Raw genomic sequence first — 18,607 nt, 5'->3', positions numbered from 1 at the left:
CAACGACCCAAACGGCGCGGATCGCCGCCGGCGGCGGGCTGGGCGGCCACCGGGCGTGCGTCGTGTGCGAACCGGCGGGGGCCGCGCGGTTCCCCGCGCCCCAGCACGCACTCCCCCTCGCCCCATCGCGCACTTCCCCGCGCCCCATCGCGCACTTCCCCGCGCCCCATCGCGCACTTCCCCGCGCCCCATCGCGCACTTCCCCGCGCCCCTACGGGAGTGTTTCGCCCTGCCCTACCCTGCGCCGGTACACGTCGACCACCCGCTCCAGCGAGTCGGTGAGGTACACCGCGAGCAGCCTCTCGGCCTCGCGCCGGTCGCCCTCCCGCAACGCCTGGAGGATCTGCCGGTTGCGGGCGAGGTAGGGCTCGTGCAGCCGCCTCGGCTCGTCCACGAGGTGGAAGGCGAGGCGCAGTTCGGCGAAGACGCTGCGCATCAGCTCGTCGGTGCGGACGCTGCCGGCGAGGGCGACGAGTTCCCGGTGGAAGTGGATGTTGGCGGTGCCCAGGCCTTTCCAGTCACCTTCGCGCGCCGCCCGCTCGCCCTCCTCGACCGCCTCGGTGAGCCCGTCCAGAGCGTAGGGCGGCTCGCCGAGGCCGCGGACGACGGCGCACTCGACGAGGCCACGGGTGCGGTAGATGTCCTCCACGTCCTCGACGGTCAGCACCCGCACGAAGACGCCCCGGTTGAGCTCGTGGACGAGCAGGCGTTCGTGCGTGAGCAGCCGGAACGCCTCCCGCAGCGTGTTGCGGGAGACCCCGAGCGCGCCGCCGATGCTGTCTTCCGACAGCCGGGTCCCGGGCGGGAAGAACCCCTCGGCGATGCGGCTTCTGAGGATGTCCGAGACCCGCTCCGCGGTGCTGGTGCGCCCCAGGAGCGCCCGGTCCTCGGCCAGGGAGGTCAGCTGCTCTGCCATGCCGGAATTCAATCGCAGAGAACAAGAACGTAACAACATGAGTATTGAGGGATCGTTGAACAATCCCCTACAGTGCTCTCTGCGTGGCGCCGTTCCCTCAGTACGGCGCCACCGCTTCCCGCACACGCACAGCACGGCACAGCACGGCACGGCTCAGTTCCGCACCCTTCGTCCTCCCTCTGCGAGGTGCCCATGAGCACGACCCCTCCACCGCAGGCCCTGGCCACCGGCCCGCGAGCCGCCGAACTCACCCGCGACGAAGGGGCGCTGGGCTGGCTGCGCGCGCTCGGCCCGCGCGGCCGCCGCGCCTTCGCCGGCGCGTTCGGCGGCTATGCCCTGGACTCGTACGACTACTTCACGCTGCCGCTGAGCATGGTCGCGCTGGCCGCGTACTTCGGCCTGGACAGCGGTCAGACCGGCCTGTTCACCACCGTCACGCTCGTGGTCTCCGCGGTCGGCGGCGCCCTCGCGGGCGTGGTGGCGGACCGGGTCGGCCGGGTCAGGGCGCTGATGATCACGGTGATCACGTACGCCGTCTTCACCGTCGCCTGCGGTTTCGCGCCGAACTACGAGACACTGCTGGTCTTCCGGGCCCTGCAGGGCCTCGGCTTCGGCGGCGAGTGGGCGGTCGGCGCGATCCTCGTCGCCGAGTACGCGAGCGCCAGGCACCGCGGCCGTACGCTCGGCGCGGTCCAGAGTTCGTGGGCCGTCGGCTGGGCGCTGGCCGCGGTCGTGTACACGCTGGTCTTCTCGTTCGCCGGCGCCGACCTGGCCTGGCGCATCATGTTCTGGACCGGCGCGCTGCCCGCGCTGCTGGTGATCTGGATGCGGCGGCGGGTGCACGACGCCCCGCAGGCGGTCGCCGTACGCGAGCACAGCCCGCGCAAGGGCTCGTTCGCGGCGATCTTCCAGCCCGGTCTGCTGCGCACCACCGTCTTCGCGGGCCTGCTGTCCACCGGCGTCCAGGGCGGCTACTACACGCTCGCCACCTGGGTGCCGACGTACCTGAAGACCGAGCGCGGCCTGTCGGTCGTCGGCACCGGCGGGTATCTGACGTTCCTGATCTCCGGCGCCTTCCTCGGCTACCTGACCGGCGGCTACCTCACCGACCGGCTGGGCCGCCGGCGCAACATCTGGCTGTTCGCCCTGCTGTCGGCCGTCTGCATCCTGGCGTACGCGAACATCCCGAGCGGGGCGAACACCCTGCTGCTGGTGCTCGGCTTCCCGCTCGGGTTCTGCATGTCGGCGATCTTCAGCGGCTTCGGCTCCTACCTGAGCGAGCTGTACCCGACGGCGGTGCGCGGCACGGGGCAGGGCTTCACGTACAACACCGGACGCGCGGTCGGCGCGGTCTTCCCCACCACCGTCGGCTTCCTGGCCGACAGCTGGGGCGTGGGCGGCGCGCTGGTGTTCGGCGCGATCGGCTACGGCATCGCCGCGCTGGCGCTGCTCGGACTGCCGGAGACGCGCGGGAAGGAGCTCTCGTGAACCAGACCGAGGACCGTCCGCTGACCCTGGTCGACGAGCACGCGCACGCGTGGAGCCCGAAAACCGCCCGGGCCCGCTTCCGCCAGGGGCTCACGGGCCCCACCGCCGGGGTCGCCGCCGGTCACACCCAGGCGAACCTGATCTCGGTGCCCGCCGAATGGGCGTACGACATGCTGTTGTTCTGCCAGCGCAACCCCAAGCCCTGCCCGGTGCTCGACGTGACGGACGCCGGCTCGTACAGGACCGTCCTCGCGGACGGCGCGGACCTGCGCACCGACCTGCCGCGCTACCGGGTGTGGCAGGACGGGGAGCTGGTGGCGGAGCCCACGGACGTGCGCGCGCACTGGCGCGAGGACCTGGTGTCGTTCCTGATCGGCTGCAGCTTCACCTTCGAGTGGGCGCTGACCGGGGCGGGCGTCCCGATCCGCCATGTCGAGCAGGGCCGCAACGTGCCGATGTACGTGACCGGCCGTCCGTGCCGTCCGGCGGGGCGGCTGCACGGCCCGATGGTGGTGTCCATGCGCCCGGTGCCGCCGGAGCACCTGGCGGCGGCGATCCGGGAGAGCAGCCTGCTGCCGGCGGTGCACGGCAGCCCCGTACACTGCGGCGATCCCGCCGGGCTCGGCATCGACGACCTCGGCCGGCCCGACTTCGGCGACCCGGTGGACGCCGAGCCGGACGACATACCGGTGTTCTGGGCCTGCGGCGTGACCCCGCAGGCGGCGGTGATGGCCTCGCGTCCGCCGTTCGCCATCACCCACGCGCCGGGACAGATGTTCCTCACCGACGCCCGCGACGAGCAGTACCGCGTGGCCTGAGAAGCCGCGTGGCCTGAGAAGGAGACACGAAGGATCCATGACACCCATCGATCTGAACGCCGACCTCGGCGAGGGCTTCGGCCGCTGGCAGCTCACCGACGACGAACAGCTGCTGTCGGTCGTCACCAGCGCCAACGTGGCCTGCGGCTTCCACGCCGGGGACGCGGCCACCATGCGGCGGGTGTGCGAGCTGGCGGCCGAGCGCGGCGTCCGGATCGGCGCCCAGGTCTCCTACCGCGACCTCGCCGGGTTCGGGCGGCGCGCCATGGACGTGCCGCCCGGGGAGCTCGCGGCGGAGGTGGCGTACCAGATCGGCGCCCTGGAGGTCTTCGCGCGCGCGGCGGGCACGCGCGTGTCCTACGTCAAGCCGCACGGCGCGCTCTACAACCGCGTCGTGCACGACCAGGAGCAGGCGGAGGCCGTCGTGGACGGCGTGCTGCTGGCCGACGCCACGCTGCCGGTGCTGGGCCTGCCCGGCTCGCGTCTGCTGGAGCTGGCCGGGAAGGCGGGTCTGGAGACCGTCACGGAGGCGTTCGCCGACCGCGCGTACACCGAGGAGGGCACGCTCGTGCCGCGCGGCCGGGACGGCGCCGTCGTCACCGACCCGGAGGCCGTCGTGGAACGCTCGTTGGCGCTGGCCCGGTTCGGGACGGTCACCTCGCACTCCGGCGCCCGCGTCGACGTACGCGCGCGTTCCCTGTGCCTGCACGGGGACACGCCCGGCGCCGTGGAGCTGGCCCGGCGGGTGCGGCAGCGTCTGCAGGAGTCGGGCGTGCGGGTGGAGGCCTTCGCATGAGGGTGCTGCCCGTCGGCGACAGCGCCCTGCTCGTCGAGGTGTCCTCGGACGAGGAGGCCCGGGCGCTGCACGCGGAGCTGTCGCGCCGCCGCGCCGACGGCGCGCTGTCGGCCCGCGAGATCGTCCCCGCGGCCCGCACCGTGCTCCTCGACGGACTCGACGAACCGGAGCGGCTGGCCCGGGAACTCGCCGCGTCCGACGTCCCTCCCGCTCCCCCGCGCACGCGTGCCGCCGTCGAGATCCCGGTGCGCTACGACGGCCCCGACCTCGCCGACGTCGCCGAGCACTGGGGCGTCTCGGCACGGGAGGCGGCCCGGATCCACGCGGAGACCGAGTTCAGCGTCGCCTTCTGCGGGTTCGCGCCCGGCTTCGGCTACCTCACCGGTCTGCCGCCGCGCTACGACGTCCCGCGCCGGGCCACCCCGCGCACGGCCGTCCCGGCCGGTTCGGTGGCGCTGGCGGGCCCGTACACGGGCGTGTACCCGCGCTCGTCGCCGGGCGGCTGGCAGCTGATCGGGCGGACGGACACCGTGCTGTGGGACCACGCGCGGGTGCCGGCCGCGCTGCTGTCGCCGGGCACGCGGGTGCGCTTCGTCCCGGTGGGGTGCCCATGACGGACCGCGCACTCGTCGTCGTCCGGGCCGGCGCGCTGACCACCGTGCAGGACCGGGGGCGCCCCGGACACGCCCACCTCGGCGTGCCCCGCTCCGGTGCGCTGGACGGGCCCGCGGCGGCGCTCGTCAACCGGCTGGTCGGCAACCGGCCCGAGGCGGCCGTCCTGGAGACCACCGTCACCGGCTGCGCGCTGCGGCCGCGTTCGGCGGTCACGGTGGCCGTCGCGGGCGCACCCTGCCCGGTCACGGTGGACGGCCGGCCGGTGTCCTGGGGCGCGCCCGTGCGGGTGCCCGCCGGCGCCGTCCTGGAGGTCGGAACGGTCACTTCGGGCGTACGCGGCTACCTGGCCGTCTCCGGGGGCGTCGCCGTGGAGCCGGTGCTCGGCAGCCGCTCCACGGACCTGCTCTCCGGGCTGGGCCCGGCGCCGCTCACGGACGGCGCGGTGCTGCCCCTGGGGACGCCGGAGAGCCCGCCCGCGCGCGTGGACGTCGCGCCGTGTCCGGCGCCGCCCGCCGAGGTCGTCCTGCGGGTGACGCCGGGCCCCCGCGACGACTGGTTCACGCCGGAGGCGGTCCGCGCCTTCACCTCCCGCACGTTCCGGGTGTCTGCCGCCAGCAACCGCATCGGACTGCGCACGGAGGGGCCCGCCCTGGAACGCGCCGTGCCCGGTGAGCTGCCCAGCGAGGGCATGGTGCTGGGGGCGGTCCAGGTACCGCCGGACGGCAGGCCGGTGGTCTTCCTGGCCGACCACCCGACCACCGGGGGCTACCCGGTGATCGGGGTCGTCCGCGCCGGCGACCTCCCGCGGGCGGCACAGGCGGCGCCGGGCACACCGGTGCGCTTCGTGGCGGTACGGCGGCGCTGAGGCGTCCCGCACCGCCGCGCCTCCGTACCGCCCGTACCGCCCGCACCTCCGCACGTCCGCACCTCCGCACGTCCGCACGTCCGCACCTCCGCGCCTCCGCGCCTCCGCGCCTCCGCGCCTGCGCGCCTGCGCGCCTGCGTCGTACTGAGACGCGCTCCCTGTCACCCCGCGTCCCGGGTCACACCGCGTCCGCCCGCTCCGTCGCCGACAGCGCGGCCAGTGCCGCCGACACCGCCGCCGACGCACGCGCGTCGAGGCGGGCGCCGGTGCCCCGCGCGCGGTGGCGCATCTCGTCGGCGGCCAGCCGCAGCAGCTGCGGCAGCAGGTCGGTGCACCGCCGGGCCACCCAGCCGGTGCCCGAGGTGGCCAGCCACCACAGGTTCGCCGACCGGGTGGGCGCCGGGGATTCCGGCTCGGCCGAGGGCGCGGCCCCCGTCGCGAGGCCGGCCTCGGCGAGCAGTGCGTGAAAGCGCACGGCCAGCGCCCGGTGGCCCCGCTCGCCGGGATGCAGCCGGTCCACGCTCCACATCGCTCGGTCGGTGAGCCAGGCGCCCTCGCACGCGTGCAGATGCACGGCGCCGTAACGGTCGGACAGGGCGTGGACGACCCGGTTGACCGCGCGCTGCCGCCGGGCCAGCGGACGGGCCGGCGCTCCCGGCAGCCCGAGCATCGCGCCGGGATCGGGCAGACAGGCCGTGAGCAGCACCGCGCCCTGGCCGGTGAAGGCGGCGTAGACCTCGTCGAGCCGTCCGGCCACGGCGCGGATGTCGAAGGTACGGCGCAGGGTGTCGTTGACCCCGACGACCACCGACACGACGTCGGGCCGCAGGGCCAGGCCCGCCGGCGTCTGCCGCTGGAGCACCTCCCGGGTCCGGGCGCCGCTGACGGCGAGGTTGGTGAACGCCACGCCGTCCACGGCGAGCCCGTCGGCCAGCAGCGCGGCCCAGCCGCGCCACCCGGCGCCGACGGGATCGCCCACCCCCTCGGTCAGCGAGTCGCCGAGGGCGACGAAGCGCAGGGGTGCCATGTCACGCTCCCGGCAGGTGAGGACGCACCGGTACCGTCGCGTCGTGCGCGGCGAGGAACGCGTCGACGGCCGTGTCCCAGCCGAAGCACTCAGCACGCGCGCGTGCGGCCTCACGCCGCGAACGCTCGGGGAGGTCCAGGAGCATCTCGACGGCGTCCGCGAAGGCGTCGCCCCGGTCGGCCGCGACGGCTCCCGCGGGCCCGATGACCTCGGGCAGTGCGGAGGATGCACTGGCCACCACGGGCGTCCCGCACGCCATGGCCTCCAGCGCGGCGAGCCCGAAGGTCTCGGCGGGGCCGGGTGCCAGACACACGTCGGCGACCGCCTGCAGGGCGCCGAGCGCCCCGCGGTCGCCGACGTGACCGAGGAAGGTGACCGGCAGCCCCCGCTCACGCGCCCGGAGTTCGAGGCGCGGGCGCAGCGGCCCGTCCCCGGCCACCACGAGCACCGCCTTCCTGCCCCGCCGCAGCAGCGCCTCCAGGGCGTCCAGCGCCGTGCCGGGGCGCTTCTCGACCGACAGCCGGGTGCACGTCACGAGCAGCGTCTCGGCCACGTGCGCGTACCGGGCCCGCAGCACCTCGTCCCACAGCGCGGGGTGCCGCTCCACCAGGTCGACGCCCAGCGGGGCCCGTACGACGTTGCGCGCGCCGATCCGCACGAACTCCCGCTCGGCGAACTCCGTCGTGCACACCACGCGGGCGTACGTGTGCGCCGTGCGGACGTTGAGGGCGTCGGCGGCGCGCCGGGCGGCGCCCTCCGGCACGCCCCAGGTGCGCAGCACGCCGTCCGCCGTCTCGTGGGACACCATCACGGCGGGCACCCGGGCGCGCCGGGCCCACCTGCCGGTCCACCGGAGGGTCGTGCGGTCGGACACCTCCAGGCGGTCGGGCGCCAGTTCCTCCAGCAGCCGCGCCACGCGCCGCCGGTCGGTGAGCACGCGATATCCGCCCGTGCCCGGCAGCAGCGGCCCGGGCAGGGTGATCACCCGTCCCTGCTCGGTCTCCCGGTCGTCGGCGCGTTCGCCCGGCACGACGAGCACGGGGTCGTGCCCGGCGGCCCGGAAGCCCTTGCCCAGCTCGCGCAGGGCGGTACGCAGCCCGCCGGACGCGGGTGCGACGAAGTTGGCCAGCCGCACGATCCGCAGCGAGGTCACGCCGCCACCGCCGTCCTGCGGGCGGCGAGCACGGCCCGGTAGTGCTCGATCAGCTGGTCGCCGACGGCCGCCCAGGTGCGCCCCTCGACGGTGGCGCGCGCGGCGGCGCCGTAGGCGGCCCGTGTTCCGGTTTCGGCGGCCAGGGCCCGTACGGCGTCCCGTACCGCGTCCGCGTCGCGCGGCGGCACCAGGAGCCCGGTGCTCCCGTGGGCGACCAGGTCGAGGGGCCCGCCGGCCGCGGGCGCGACGACGGGCACGCCGCTAGCCATGGCCTCCTGCACGGTCTGGCAGAAGGTCTCGAAGGGACCCGTGTGGACGAAGACGTCCAGCGAGGCGAAGATCCGGGCGAGGTCGTCGCCGGTGCGACGGCCCAGGAAGACGGCGCCCGGCAGTTGCTGCCGCAGGCCGGGCAGGCTCGGTCCGTCGCCGGTCACGACGACGCGGACGCCCGGCAGGCCGCAGACACCGGCCAGCAGTTCGACCTGCTTCTCGGGGGCGAGCCGTCCGACGTAGCCGACGATCAGCTCACCGTCCGGGGCGAGTTCGCGGCGCAGCGCCTCGTCGCGCAGGTCGGGGCGGAAGCGGACGGTGTCCACGCCGCGCGGCCACAGCCGCACCCGGGGCACGCCGTGCGCCTCCAGGTCGCGCAGGGCCGCGCTGGAGGGCGCGAGGGTGAGGTCGGCCGCGGAGTGGACGGAGCGGATCCGCCGCCAGGCGGCGGCTTCTCCGGCGCCCATGTAGGTGCGGGCGTATCCGGCCAGGTCGGTCTGGTAGGCGGCCACGGCGGGCACGCCGAACCGGGCCGCGGCGGCCATGCCGCGGACGCCGAGGACGAAGGGGCTCGCCAGGTGGACGACGTCGGCACGGTGCTCGACGAGGGCCGCGGCGAGGCGCCTGCTGGGGAGGGCGACACGCACCTGGGGGTAGCCGGGCAGCGGGAGGGAGGGGACACGGACGACGGGGCACGGCGCGAGGGCGTCGAACTCGGTCCCGTCGGGCTTGTTCCCGGAAGCGGGAGCGGGCGCAGGGGCGGGGGCGACGACGACAGGGGTGTGACCGCGATCTACGAGGTGCCGGGCGGTCTGGAGCGCGCAGTGTGCCACGCCGTTCACGTCGGGGGGAAAGGATTCGGTCACGATGACGACACGCATACGGGTGTTCTCGCCGGACCGGACGTGCCCGCGTCAACGTGGATCTTTCCGGGCGAGGAACGTCCCATGAGCGTTGCGGGCCGCGTCCGCGCGGGTCAGGCCGTGTCCACGACCGCCTGACCCGCGGGTCATCCGTCGTTCATCCGCGGGCCGCGCCGGCGCCCGGCCGGCGGCCGCGCGACCGGCTCACACGGCCCGGCTCGCGGCCCGGCTCACCAGCCCGCATGCACACGCCTCGACACACGCCTCGGCACCCGCCCCGGCTCACACGCCGGCTCCGTCGGGTCCGATGCGGCTGCGTACGGCGGTCTGGACCTCGGCCTCCTCGGCCGGGTCGGCGGCGAGCCGGCGGAGTCGTTCGACGACGCGGGCGTCTCCGGTCTCGGCGTGCCGGGCGGCGATCTCGCGGGTGGACTCCTCGCAGTCCCACAGGCACTCGACGGCGAAGCCGACCGGGAAGGAGGGGTCGGTGGCGGCCAGGGCGCGTGCGGCCCGGCCGCGCAGATGGGAGGAGGCGGTCTCGCGGTAGACATGGCGGAGCACGGGGGCCGCGCAGGCGATGCCGAGCCGGCCGGCGCCGTCGACGAGGGTCCACAGCGTGGGCGCGTCGGGCCCCTCGCCGCGTACGGCCTCGCGCAGCGCACCGAGGACGAGGTCCTTGTCCCGGGTCCCGCCCCGGCAGGCGAGCACCCGGCCGGCGGCGGCGCCCAGCGGGTCGGGCCGTTGGGCCCAGCCGCGTGCCCGGTCGACGGCGGCGACACTGCGCATCCGCTCGAAGGCGTCCACGGCGGCCTCGGCGACGACCGAGGAGCCGGTGACCACCGCGCCCTCGATCAGGTCCAGGGCGGCCGGATCGTTGCGGTCGGCGAGGTAGCGCAGGGCGGCGCAGCGGGCTCCGTCGGCGCCGCCGGCGGCGGCCCGGAGGATCTCGGGCCGGTCCTCGGGACCCGCCACGGCCATCAGGCAGCGGGCGGCCGGGACGTGCAGCGCGGCGCCGCGTTGGGTGCCCTGCTGAGCCCAGTCGAGGACGGCCCGCACGCTCCACCCGGGTCGGGGCCCGGTCGGCCGCAGCTGCCGCTGCCAGCGGTCGAAACAGCCGGCCTCCTGGGCGGCACGCACGCGCGTGGCGATGGACTCCCGGGGATCCTCGGCCCACAGCCGCCATGGCCGGGGCTCGAAGGCGTCGCGCACGGCGGCGGCCAGCTCGGCCTCGCCCTCCGGGTCGGTGGCGAAGCGCGCCAGCACGGGCGCCGCGAGGGCCCGCAGGCCCGCGTCGTCGTCGCGCAGCGCCAGCTCGTCCAGGGCCCAGGCCCAGTTGGCGCCGGAGGCCGCGTATCGGCGCAGCAGCAGGAGGGCGTCCCGCCTGCCGTAGGAGGCGAGGTGACCGAGCACGGCCAGCGCGAGGCCGGTGCGGGACTCGTCGGTGTCGAAGACGTCCTCGGTGTCGAAGAGGTGTGCCTCGATCTCGTCCAGCTCGCCGTTGAGGTCGAGGAAGAGACGGGCGTAGTACAGGGAGCGGTTCTCCACCTGCCAGTCGTGGCGGGGGTCGCGCAGCACACAGTGGTTCAGGGCCGCCAGCGCTTCCGCGCGGGGGGCGGTGAGTGCGTGCAGCGTCCCGTCGCCGCGGCCCCGCTGGAGCAGGCCGAGCAGGGTACCGCTGGGCGCTATGACCGGATCGAACATGGGAAACAGCCTCACATCAAGCGTCGACGCAACCGGGGACGTGCACTACCTGGCCGCGTGACAACACGTCGGGGCGCCCGCCGTTTCCTGCTTGCTGTAGACCATCTTCCTCTGCCTCTCGTCGGTGGCCCATGCGGACCGCATCACGGTCCGCGCGGTGCGGCAACACCTGCCCAGCCCTCGCGTCCGTGAATCACTTCGTCATGATGACCCGGCGGTCCGACCTGCCGCGACCGAAATTTCCGCGACCCTGCACCGCCTCCCCCGTTTCCCGTGTCTTCGCTGGTCAGAGCGTGCGACAGACCGTGCCGGTCAGTGCGCGCCGAACAACTCGAGCAGTTCCCGCTTGCCGAACATCCGGGCCGTGTCGACGGCCGACGGGGTGCCGGCGGCGGGGTCGGCGCCGCCTTCCAGCAGGACCTCGATCACTTCCGTCTCGCCCTTGAAGACCGCCCCGGCGAGCGGGGTCTGGCCCCGGTCGTTGACCCGGTCGGCCTGGGCTCCCCGGGCGAGCAGCGCGCGCACCGCCTCCGCGTGCCCGTGATAGGCGGCCAGCATGACGAGCGAGTCGCCGCGGTCGTTGGTGAGGTCGGCCGGAACGCCCGCGTCGACGTACGCCACGAGCGCCTCGGTCTGCCCTCGCCGGGCCAGATCGAAGATCTTGGTCGCCAGCTCCACGACCTCGGGGTCGGGGGCTTCAGTCATCGGACTCTCCTACAACCGTTCAGGTGAATCGCCAGGGTACTGGCTCGTACGGTGCGGGGCCGGACGCGCCGGGGTACGGATCACTGCGGACCCGGCGCGGCGCGTGCCCGGCTCGTCCGGCGCGCGGCGGCTCGGCCAGCCGGGGGAATTCGCGAGAATTTCACTCATTTGCACCTTTTATCGTATGGATACATGCTGTGATCCTGGAAGTACTCATGGTGACTGTCCCCACGAACCAGGAGACCCAAATGATCCTGTCCATCTCAGGCGTGTTCCTGCTCGGCGTCATCGTCTTCCTCTTCTTCCGCAAGGACGGGCTCAAGGGCTCGCACGCCATGGTCTCGGTCCTGTTCGGCTTCTACCTGTCGAGCACGGCCATCGCCCCGAGCATCAAGGCCGGCGGCGAGAGCCTGGCGAGCCTGCTCGGCGGCATGAAGTTCTGACGGCCGCCCCTCCCGCCCGTACGCACCCACAGGAGACAGCAGTGGCCCGGCGCCCCCTCCCCCGCATCCTGAGCACAGGCAGCGCACACCTCGCCCGGAGCCGGGAGCTGGCCCGGACGGCGGCCGACAGCGCCACCGACGTCCTCCACCCGCTGCTGACGATCATGCGCGGACTGCGCCGGCTGGCCTCGGCCGGTCGGCGCAAGTGGACCGGCACCCCCAAGGACAGACGCGGACCGCTGATGTTCCTGGCGGCGTCGGTGGTCCTGGTCGTGGCGCTCATGCCGTACGGCCCGCTGCTCGCCGCCGTCACCCTGATGGCGGCGGCGGCCTGGCACGGCCGCGACCGCGCCCCGGCGGCCCCGGAGGGACCCGACGAGCCGCAGACGCAACGGCTGCGGTCGCTCTACGAGGCACTGGTCCCCTGCTTCTCGGTCGCCGAGGATCCCACGCCCCTGTACGCGCACGGCGGTGAGTGGGAACAGGCGTTCCCCGAGTACGAGTTCGACGCGTCGGGCCGGGTCACGTACCTCGTGGTCCGGTATCCGGCCTACTTCCCCGACGGGGAGGCGGAGTCCCGCGCCCGGATCGAGCACCTGCTGCACGCCAAGTCGGGCCGCAGCCGGGAGTACCGCTTCGCCTGGGACGAGGAGGCGAACCAGCTCACGGTCAGCGCGCTGCCCCCGCTGCCCACCGGTGTCGCCGCCCAGCGCTTCGTGACGGCGCCCGGCGAGACGGTGCTCGGCTTCACCGATCCGTCCGAGGTCCAGCGCACCCTCCCCCTCGCCTACGGTGACGAACAGCGCGACATGCCGCCGGTCGTCTGGCGCACCGGCATCCGCTCCACCGAGCCGCATCTGCTGGCCATGGGCCTGCCGGGCAGCGGGACCTCCACCCTGCTGCGCTCCCTCGCACTGCAGGCGCTCCAGCACGGCGACATCCTGATCGTCGACGGCGGCGCCACCGGCGAGTACGTGTGCCTGACCGGCCGGGACGGCGTCCTGGCGGTCGAGTGCGCACTGCCCGGGGCCGTGGCCAGCCTGGAGTGGGCCGCGGCCGAGACCGAGCGCCGGCTGATCGAGGCCAACCGTGCCCGCCAGGCCGGCCATCCGCCGCCGGACGACACCAGGCGGCCGCTGTGGATCATCGTGGACCGCCCGAGCGCGTTCACCCATCTGGCCGCCGCGGGCGGCCGCAAGGACCCGCAGGCCCTGCTGCAGGTTCCCCTCCGGCACGGACGCGCGGCGAACGTGACCGTGGTGGTGGCCGAGCAGTTCGACGGCGCGGACGCCCTGAGCGACGCGGTGTGCCGGCACACCCGCGCGCGCGTCGTGCTGGGCGCCGCCACGGCGGAGCAGCTGCGGACGCTCCTCGGCGCCCCGCCGCACACCACCCCGATCGCGCAGATCCCGCCGGGCCGCGGCTACGCCCGCCTCGGCACGGGCCCGGTCCACCGTCTCCAGGTGCCGGCGACGCCGGACCCGTACGACGACGCGACGAGCGACGCGGACCGGCAGGCCGTGCTGGAGCTGCTGCCGCCGCGGACGACGCCGGCCGACGGGGCTGCGGTGCCGTCGCTGGAGAAGAGGGAGAAGCCCGACAAGGGGAAGGACGGAGAGAAGGCGGAGGAGGCGCACAGGACGGCGCCGACGAAGAAGACGGAGGAGACGGAGGCGGCGACCGAGGCGGAGCCGGCGCCCATGGACGCGGCACCGGTACCCGCGGAGGCCGGGGCGGCCGAGCGGTCGTAGCCGGGGAATCCGAACGGCAAGGCCGCTCGCCGGGGCCGACATGACCCGCGGCCCACGCGCCGCGCGTCCCCCGCAGCCCCACGGTTCGCGCGCCGCGCGTCCCCCGCGGCCCCGCGGCCCGCCCGCCCCCGTGACCCCGCGGCCGTCGCGGCTACGCCACGAACGTGCGCGGCGCCTCCCCCGACCCCGACGCGCCCGTCTCCACCGCGCGGGCAGCCGCGGCCAGCCGCACCGCCGCCTCCTCGGCCACCGCGCCGCCCACCGTGAACGGCAGCCGCACATACCCCTCGAAGGCGCCGTCCACCCCGAACCGCGGCCCCGAGGGCACCCGCACGCCGACCCGCTCCCCCATCTCCGCGAGCCGGGATCCCGACAGCCCCCCGGTCCGCACCCACAGCGTGAGCCCGCCCCGGGGCACCTCGAACTCCCAGTCCGGCAGCTCCCGCCGCACCGCGGTGACCAGGGCGTCCCGGTTGTCCCGGGCCTGGGTGCGCCGCACCTGCACGGCCTGTTCCCAGCCGCCGGTGCCGAACAGCCAGTTCACGGCCAGCTGCTCCAGCACCGGCGTGCCGAGATCGGCGTACGCCCGCGCGGCGACCAGGCTGCGGATCACGTCCGGCGCCGCCCGCACCCATCCGATGCGCATCCCCGCCCAGAAGGCCTTGCTGGCCGAGCCGACCGTGATCACCGTGGAGCCGGCCGGGTCGAAGGCGCACACCGGACGGGGCATCGAGACGTCCTCGTCCAGCCACAGTTCGCTCATCGTCTCGTCGGCGATGAGCACCGTCCCCGCCGACCGGGACGCCTCGACGAGCCGCCGCCGCTGGTCCTCGTCGGCGAGGGCGCCGGTCGGGTTGTGGAAGTCGGCGACCACGTACGCGATCCGGGGCGCCGCGTCGCGCAGCACCTGCCGCCAGCGGTCCATGTCCCAGCCGGCCAGCCCCTCGGCCATCGCGACGGGGACGAGCCGCGCGCCCGCCTCCCGCATCAGCTGGAGGATGTTGGCGTACGACGGCGACTCGACGGCGATGCGCTCGCCGCGGCCCGCGAACAGGTGGCAGATCGCGTCCATCGCGCCCATGGCGCCCGTGGTCACCATGATCTGCTCGGGCATGGTGGGGATACCGCGGGCCGTGTAGCGCTCGGCGATCATCGAGCGCAGCGCGGGCAGCCCGGCCGGATAGTCGCCGTGCGTGTGGGCGTACGGCGGCAGTTCCTCGAGGGCGCCCTGGACGGCGCGGGTCAGCCACGGTTCCGGGGCGGGGAGCGCGGCACAGCCCAGGTCGATCATCGAGCCGAGGGCCTCGGGCGGAAGGGGTTCCAGACCGCGTGCCGGGAAGGGGTTCCCGGCGGGTACGGCCGTCCAGCTTCCGGCGCCGCGCCGGGACTCCAGGAATCCCTCGGTGCGCAGCGCCTCGTAGGCGGCCGCCACCGTCGTACGGCTCACCGACAGCGCCAGCGCCAGCTCGCGTTCGGCGGGCAGCCTGGCGGCCACCGGCACCCGTCCCTCCAGGACCAGCAGCCGGATGCCGTCGGCCAGCGCCCGGTAGGCGGGCGGACGTCGCGAACCGGGGCCCGCCGGGCGTTCCTGCTGGGAGTTGAGCAGCCGGGCGAGCTGCGCCACACCCATCGCCGAAGTCCACTGCGCCACAGAAATCAGTCCACCTTCCCCGAATTGGCCATGGATGGCGTTTCTTCCCAAGCCACAGGGTGTCATGCGTCAGTCCATTACCACCACGCGGGGGGCACCGTTGTCCGCAAGAAGCCGTCTCGGGCGGCGATTGATCCAGCTGTACTCCGGACTCGTTCTGTACGGGGCCAGCTCCGCGCTCCTCGTCGAGGCGGGGCTGGGGCTGGAGCCGTGGAACGTGCTGCACCAGGGTCTGGCCGAGCTCACCGGCCTGACGATCGGGGCCGTGTCGATCGTCGTCGGCGCCGCGGTGCTGCTGCTGTGGATCCCGCTGCGCCAGCGCCCCGGCCTCGGCACGGTGTCCAACGTGTTCGTGGTCGGCATCGCGATGGACGGCACGCTCGCCCTGGTCCCGGACGCGCACTCCCTCGCCGTCCGCGTGCCCCTGCTGCTCGGCGGAGTCCTGCTCAACGGCGTGGCCACCGGCCTGTACATCGCCGCTCGCCTCGGCCCGGGTCCGCGCGACGGACTGATGACCGGGCTGCACCGGCGCAGCGGGCGCTCGATCCGGCTGATCCGCACGGCGCTCGAGGTGGCCGTCGTCGCGACCGGCTTCGCCCTCGGCGGCACGGTCGGCGTCGGCACCGTCCTGTACGCGGTGTCGATCGGCCCGCTCGCCCAGCTCTTCCTGCGGGTGTTCGACGTCCCGTCGGCATCCGGCGGCAGCACGGTCGTTGCCGAGGGGCAACCGCTGGGCGCGATACTGCGACCGTGACCACGCGGATACGCCACCCCTATCTCGACCATCCCGGCCCGATCGCCTTCGCCCACCGGGGCGGGGCGGCGGACGGGCTGGAGAACACCGTGCTGCAGTTCCGGCGCGCGGTGCGGACGGGCTACCGGTACATCGAGACCGACGTCCACGTCACGGCGGACGGCAGGCTGGTCGCCTTCCACGACGAGACGCTCGACCGGGTCACCGACGGCGCGGGGCGCATCGCCGACCTGCCCTGGCGGGAGGTGGCGGGCGCGCGCGTGGCGGGCGCCGAGCCGGTGCCGCTGTTCGAGGAACTCCTGGAGACCTTCCCCGAGGTGTGCTGGAACGTCGACCTCAAGGCGGAAGCCGCGCTGCGCCCCTTCCTCGACCTCGTCGAGCGCATGGACGCCTGGGACCGGATCTGCGTCGGCTCGTTCTCCGAGGCGCGTGTGGTGCGGGCGCAGCGCCTCGCCGGTCCTCGCCTGGCGACGTCGTACGGCACGCGGGGCGTGCTCGGCCTGCGGCTGCGGTCCTGGGGAGTGCCGGCCGCGGTGCGCCGCTCCGCCGTCGCCGCGCAGGTGCCCGAGGAGCAGTCCGGCATCCAGGTCGTCGACCGCCGCTTCGTGCGCACCGCCCACGCGCGCGGGCTGCAGGTGCACGTGTGGACCGTCAACGAGCCCGAGCGCATGCACCGGCTGCTGGACCTGGGCGTGGATGGCATCATGACCGATCACATCGACACGTTGCGCAAGGTCATGGAGGAACGCGGCGTCTGGGTCTGAGCATCCGGAACGCCGTCCCGTGCCTGCGCACGGCACTCTCAGCGGGGAAGCGAGGGCACGGGTGGCCATCGACACCGTGCGGGCCAAGCCCACCGACCGGCGGCGCGAGCAGCGCGGATGGTACTTCTACGACTGGGCCTGCTCCGTCTATTCCACGAGCGTGCTCACGGTGTTCCTCGGCCCGTACCTGACGTCGGTCGCGGAGTCGGCGGCGGACGCGGACGGGTTCGTGCACCCGCTGGGGATACCGGTGCGCGCCGGGTCGTTCTTCGCGTACGCGGTGTCCCTGTCGGTGATCGTGGCGGTGCTGGTGATGCCCGTGGTGGGCGCCGCGGCCGACCGCACCGGCCGGAAGAAGCCGCTGCTGGGCGCCGCCGCCTACGTGGGGGCCGCGGCGACGGCGGGCATGTTCTTCCTGGACGGCGACCGCTATCTGCTCGGCGGGCTGCTGCTGGTGGTCGCGAACGCGGCGCAGTCGGTGGCGATGATGCTGTACAACTCCTATCTGCCCCAGATCGCCCCGCCCGAGGAGCGCGACGCCGTCTCCTCCCGGGGCTGGGCCTTCGGGTACGCGGCGGGCTCGCTGGTCCTGGTCGCGAACCTCGTCCTCTACACCGCGCACGACACCTTCGGCCTGACGGAGACCGCGGCCGTACGGGTCTGCCTGGCCTCCGCGGGCCTGTGGTGGGGCGCGTTCACGCTCGTGCCCCTGCGGCGGCTGCGCGACCGCCGGCCCCGGCCGGAGGAGGCGACGGCCCCCGGCCTGCGGCAGCTCACGGCGACCGTGCGCGACATGCGCCGCCATCCGCTGACGCTGGCCTTCCTGCTGGCGTACCTCGTCTACAACGACGGCATCCAGACGGTGATCTCGCAAGCCTCGGTGTACGGATCCGAGGAACTGGGCCTCGGCCAGTCGACCCTCATCGGGGCCGTGCTCCTGGTGCAGGTGCTGGCGGTGGCGGGAGCGCTGGCGATGGGACGGCTGGCCCGGACCTACGGCGCGAAGCGCACGATCCTCGGATCGCTGGTGGCGTGGACGGTGACGCTGGGCGCCGGGTTCTTCCTGCCGGCCGGGGCGCCGTTGTGGTTCTTCGTGCTCGCCGCCGGGATCGGCCTGGTGCTGGGCGGCAGCCAGGCGCTGTCCCGGTCCCTGTTCTCGCACCTGGTCCCGCCGGGCAAGGAGGCCGAGTACTTCTCGGCGTACGAACTGAGCGACCGCGGCATGAGCTGGCTGGGTCCCCTGCTGTTCGGGATCACGTACCAGCTCACCGGGAGTTACCGGGACGCGATCCTGTCGCTGGTGGCGTTCTTCGTGATCGGGTTCACGCTGCTCGCACGGGTTCCGGTTCGCCGGGCGATCGGCGACGCGGGCAACCCGGTTCCCGAGAGGATTTAGCACTCACGGCGAAAGAGCGGTAGTGTACGCGTTTGGCCTGCCAGGCGTACCGTCACTGCGCGTCAAAGATGCCGAAGCACTGGGTGACATCTGCCATCAGATGTGACAAACCGGGCGCGGGTGGGTAGAACAAGGGCGGCTACGACGGCGACGCATGACCCGGAACGGGAATCTTTACCGCCGACCGGACGTTGACCGGATGACGACGACAGCGACACCTGTCCTGTGGGCGACAAGCCCGGGAGGCACGATTCATGAGTGAGCGAGCTCTTCGCGGCACGCGCCTCGTGGTGACCAGCTACGAGACGGACCGCGGCATCGACCTGGCCCCGCGCCAGGCCGTGGAGTACGCATGTGAGAAGGGGCACCGTTTCGAGATGCCCTTCTCGGTCGAGGCGGAGATCCCGCCGGAGTGGGAGTGCAAGGTCTGCGGGGCCCAGGCACTCCTGGTCGACGGCGACGGCCCGGAAGAGAAGAAGGCCAAGCCCGCGCGTACGCATTGGGACATGCTGATGGAGCGGCGCACCCGCGAGGAACTCGAAGAGGTCCTCGAGGAGCGTCTGGCGGTACTGCGCTCCGGCGCGATGAACATCGCCGTTCATCCGCGGGACAGCCGCAAGTCGGCGTAGGG

Annotated in this window: 18 protein-coding genes; 11 read left to right on the top strand and 7 right to left on the bottom strand. The window is 74.2% G+C overall.

Annotation, left to right across the window (positions count from 1 at the left end; all coding sequences use genetic code 11):
- Positions 1-211: 211 nt before the first annotated feature.
- A complete protein-coding gene (locus ACH4ZX_RS32560; protein ID WP_398280685.1) occupies positions 212-916 on the bottom strand; it encodes a GntR family transcriptional regulator in 705 nt (234 codons plus the stop codon).
- A gap of 192 nt (positions 917-1,108) precedes the next feature.
- Between ACH4ZX_RS32560 and ACH4ZX_RS32555 the strand changes: the two genes are divergently transcribed.
- Genes ACH4ZX_RS32555 through ACH4ZX_RS32535 form a run of 5 tightly spaced genes read left to right on the top strand, consistent with a single transcriptional unit; the run spans position 1,109 to position 5,498 of the window.
- Complete coding sequence (locus ACH4ZX_RS32555) at positions 1,109-2,404, top strand: MFS transporter (protein WP_398280683.1); 1,296 nt, start codon at positions 1,109-1,111, stop codon at positions 2,402-2,404.
- A complete protein-coding gene (locus ACH4ZX_RS32550; RefSeq protein WP_398280680.1) occupies positions 2,401-3,222 on the top strand; it encodes a putative hydro-lyase in 822 nt (273 codons plus the stop codon). The genes ACH4ZX_RS32555 and ACH4ZX_RS32550 overlap by 4 nt, the downstream gene beginning before the upstream one ends.
- A gap of 37 nt (positions 3,223-3,259) precedes the next feature.
- Positions 3,260-4,018 carry a LamB/YcsF family protein gene (locus tag ACH4ZX_RS32545; RefSeq protein WP_398280677.1) on the top strand — a complete coding sequence of 253 codons (759 nt, stop codon included), beginning with the start codon at positions 3,260-3,262 and terminating at the stop codon, positions 4,016-4,018.
- Positions 4,015-4,632 (top strand): 5-oxoprolinase subunit PxpB, encoded by a 618-nt coding sequence (gene pxpB / locus ACH4ZX_RS32540; protein WP_398280674.1) that lies wholly within the window; start codon positions 4,015-4,017, stop codon positions 4,630-4,632. The genes ACH4ZX_RS32545 and pxpB overlap by 4 nt, the downstream gene beginning before the upstream one ends.
- The gene (locus ACH4ZX_RS32535; protein WP_398280671.1) at positions 4,629-5,498 is read left to right on the top strand and encodes a biotin-dependent carboxyltransferase family protein; all 870 of its coding nucleotides are present in this window, start codon (positions 4,629-4,631) and stop codon (positions 5,496-5,498) included. Before pxpB ends, ACH4ZX_RS32535 begins: the two co-directional genes overlap by 4 nt.
- Before the next feature lie 178 nt (positions 5,499-5,676).
- Here the strand turns inward: ACH4ZX_RS32535 and ACH4ZX_RS32530 are convergent, their stop codons facing one another.
- From ACH4ZX_RS32530 to ACH4ZX_RS32510, 5 genes are all read right to left on the bottom strand, one after another.
- Positions 5,677-6,525, bottom strand: a complete 849-nt coding sequence (locus ACH4ZX_RS32530) for an SGNH/GDSL hydrolase family protein (protein ID WP_398280668.1) — start codon at positions 6,523-6,525, stop codon at positions 5,677-5,679.
- Position 6,526: 1 nt separating this feature from the next.
- On the bottom strand, positions 6,527-7,678 hold the full coding sequence (locus tag ACH4ZX_RS32525) for a glycosyltransferase (protein WP_398280665.1): 1,152 nt from the start codon (positions 7,676-7,678) through the stop codon (positions 6,527-6,529).
- Positions 7,675-8,829, bottom strand: coding sequence for a glycosyltransferase family 4 protein (locus ACH4ZX_RS32520; protein WP_398280662.1), 1,155 nt, complete (start codon positions 8,827-8,829; stop codon positions 7,675-7,677). Before ACH4ZX_RS32520 ends, ACH4ZX_RS32525 begins: the two co-directional genes overlap by 4 nt.
- A 264-nt stretch (positions 8,830-9,093) precedes the next feature.
- Entirely contained in the window at positions 9,094-10,512 is a 1,419-nt protein-coding gene (locus ACH4ZX_RS32515) for a HEAT repeat domain-containing protein (RefSeq protein ID WP_398280659.1), read from the bottom strand.
- 312 nt (positions 10,513-10,824) lie between these two features.
- Entirely contained in the window at positions 10,825-11,217 is a 393-nt protein-coding gene (locus ACH4ZX_RS32510; RefSeq protein ID WP_324788562.1) for an ankyrin repeat domain-containing protein, read from the bottom strand.
- A gap of 248 nt (positions 11,218-11,465) precedes the next feature.
- Between ACH4ZX_RS32510 and ACH4ZX_RS32505 the strand changes: the two genes are divergently transcribed.
- Together ACH4ZX_RS32505 and ACH4ZX_RS32500 are read left to right on the top strand one after the other, a co-directional pair.
- Positions 11,466-11,660 (top strand): hypothetical protein, encoded by a 195-nt coding sequence (locus ACH4ZX_RS32505; RefSeq protein WP_360750990.1) that lies wholly within the window; start codon positions 11,466-11,468, stop codon positions 11,658-11,660.
- Between the two features lie 41 nt (positions 11,661-11,701).
- Positions 11,702-13,411, top strand: a complete 1,710-nt coding sequence (locus ACH4ZX_RS32500; RefSeq protein ID WP_398280654.1) for a hypothetical protein — start codon at positions 11,702-11,704, stop codon at positions 13,409-13,411.
- 151 nt (positions 13,412-13,562) lie between these two features.
- Here ACH4ZX_RS32500 and ACH4ZX_RS32495 read toward each other — a convergent pair whose 3' ends face one another.
- Positions 13,563-15,062, bottom strand: a complete 1,500-nt coding sequence (locus ACH4ZX_RS32495) for a PLP-dependent aminotransferase family protein (protein WP_398280651.1) — start codon at positions 15,060-15,062, stop codon at positions 13,563-13,565.
- 64 nt (positions 15,063-15,126) lie between these two features.
- On the opposite strand from ACH4ZX_RS32495, the gene ACH4ZX_RS32490 reads away from it, so the two are divergent.
- The 4 genes from ACH4ZX_RS32490 (at position 15,127) to ACH4ZX_RS32475 (ending at position 18,605) form a co-directional block, all read left to right on the top strand.
- On the top strand, positions 15,127-15,816 hold the full coding sequence (locus ACH4ZX_RS32490) for a YitT family protein (protein ID WP_398280648.1): 690 nt from the start codon (positions 15,127-15,129) through the stop codon (positions 15,814-15,816).
- Positions 15,813-16,580: a glycerophosphodiester phosphodiesterase gene (locus ACH4ZX_RS32485; protein ID WP_398280645.1), complete on the top strand. Its 768-nt coding sequence runs from the start codon at positions 15,813-15,815 to the stop codon at positions 16,578-16,580. The genes ACH4ZX_RS32490 and ACH4ZX_RS32485 overlap by 4 nt, the downstream gene beginning before the upstream one ends.
- A 61-nt stretch (positions 16,581-16,641) precedes the next feature.
- The gene (locus ACH4ZX_RS32480; RefSeq protein ID WP_398280642.1) at positions 16,642-17,976 is read left to right on the top strand and encodes an MFS transporter; all 1,335 of its coding nucleotides are present in this window, start codon (positions 16,642-16,644) and stop codon (positions 17,974-17,976) included.
- 254 nt (positions 17,977-18,230) lie between these two features.
- The gene (locus tag ACH4ZX_RS32475) at positions 18,231-18,605 is read left to right on the top strand and encodes an RNA polymerase-binding protein RbpA (protein ID WP_003977404.1); all 375 of its coding nucleotides are present in this window, start codon (positions 18,231-18,233) and stop codon (positions 18,603-18,605) included.
- Positions 18,606-18,607 lie beyond the last annotated feature (2 nt).

The sequence above is a fragment of the Streptomyces sp. NPDC020490 genome (genome assembly GCF_044335305.1).
GTDB lineage: Bacteria > Actinomycetota > Actinomycetes > Streptomycetales > Streptomycetaceae > Streptomyces.
This window is presented reverse-complemented; position numbering and strand designations above follow the sequence as displayed.

What these genes read in the sequence shown, in the direction of transcription:
- ACH4ZX_RS32505 (WP_360750990.1), top strand. Translation starts at nt 11,466, where the DNA reads ATGATCCTGTCCATCTCAGGCGTGTTCCTGCTCGGCGTCATCGTCTTC.
- ACH4ZX_RS32490 (WP_398280648.1), top strand. Translation starts at nt 15,127, where the DNA reads ATGCGTCAGTCCATTACCACCACGCGGGGGGCACCGTTGTCCGCAAGA.
- ACH4ZX_RS32560 (WP_398280685.1), bottom strand. Translation starts at nt 916, where the DNA reads ATGGCAGAGCAGCTGACCTCCCTGGCCGAGGACCGGGCGCTCCTGGGG.
- ACH4ZX_RS32545 (WP_398280677.1), top strand. Translation starts at nt 3,260, where the DNA reads ATGACACCCATCGATCTGAACGCCGACCTCGGCGAGGGCTTCGGCCGC.
- ACH4ZX_RS32510 (WP_324788562.1), bottom strand. Translation starts at nt 11,217, where the DNA reads ATGACTGAAGCCCCCGACCCCGAGGTCGTGGAGCTGGCGACCAAGATC.
- ACH4ZX_RS32535 (WP_398280671.1), top strand. Translation starts at nt 4,629, where the DNA reads ATGACGGACCGCGCACTCGTCGTCGTCCGGGCCGGCGCGCTGACCACC.
- ACH4ZX_RS32515 (WP_398280659.1), bottom strand. Translation starts at nt 10,512, where the DNA reads ATGTTCGATCCGGTCATAGCGCCCAGCGGTACCCTGCTCGGCCTGCTC.
- ACH4ZX_RS32520 (WP_398280662.1), bottom strand. Translation starts at nt 8,829, where the DNA reads ATGCGTGTCGTCATCGTGACCGAATCCTTTCCCCCCGACGTGAACGGC.
- ACH4ZX_RS32475 (WP_003977404.1), top strand. Translation starts at nt 18,231, where the DNA reads ATGAGTGAGCGAGCTCTTCGCGGCACGCGCCTCGTGGTGACCAGCTAC.
- ACH4ZX_RS32530 (WP_398280668.1), bottom strand. Translation starts at nt 6,525, where the DNA reads ATGGCACCCCTGCGCTTCGTCGCCCTCGGCGACTCGCTGACCGAGGGG.
- ACH4ZX_RS32555 (WP_398280683.1), top strand. Translation starts at nt 1,109, where the DNA reads ATGAGCACGACCCCTCCACCGCAGGCCCTGGCCACCGGCCCGCGAGCC.
- pxpB (WP_398280674.1), top strand. Translation starts at nt 4,015, where the DNA reads ATGAGGGTGCTGCCCGTCGGCGACAGCGCCCTGCTCGTCGAGGTGTCC.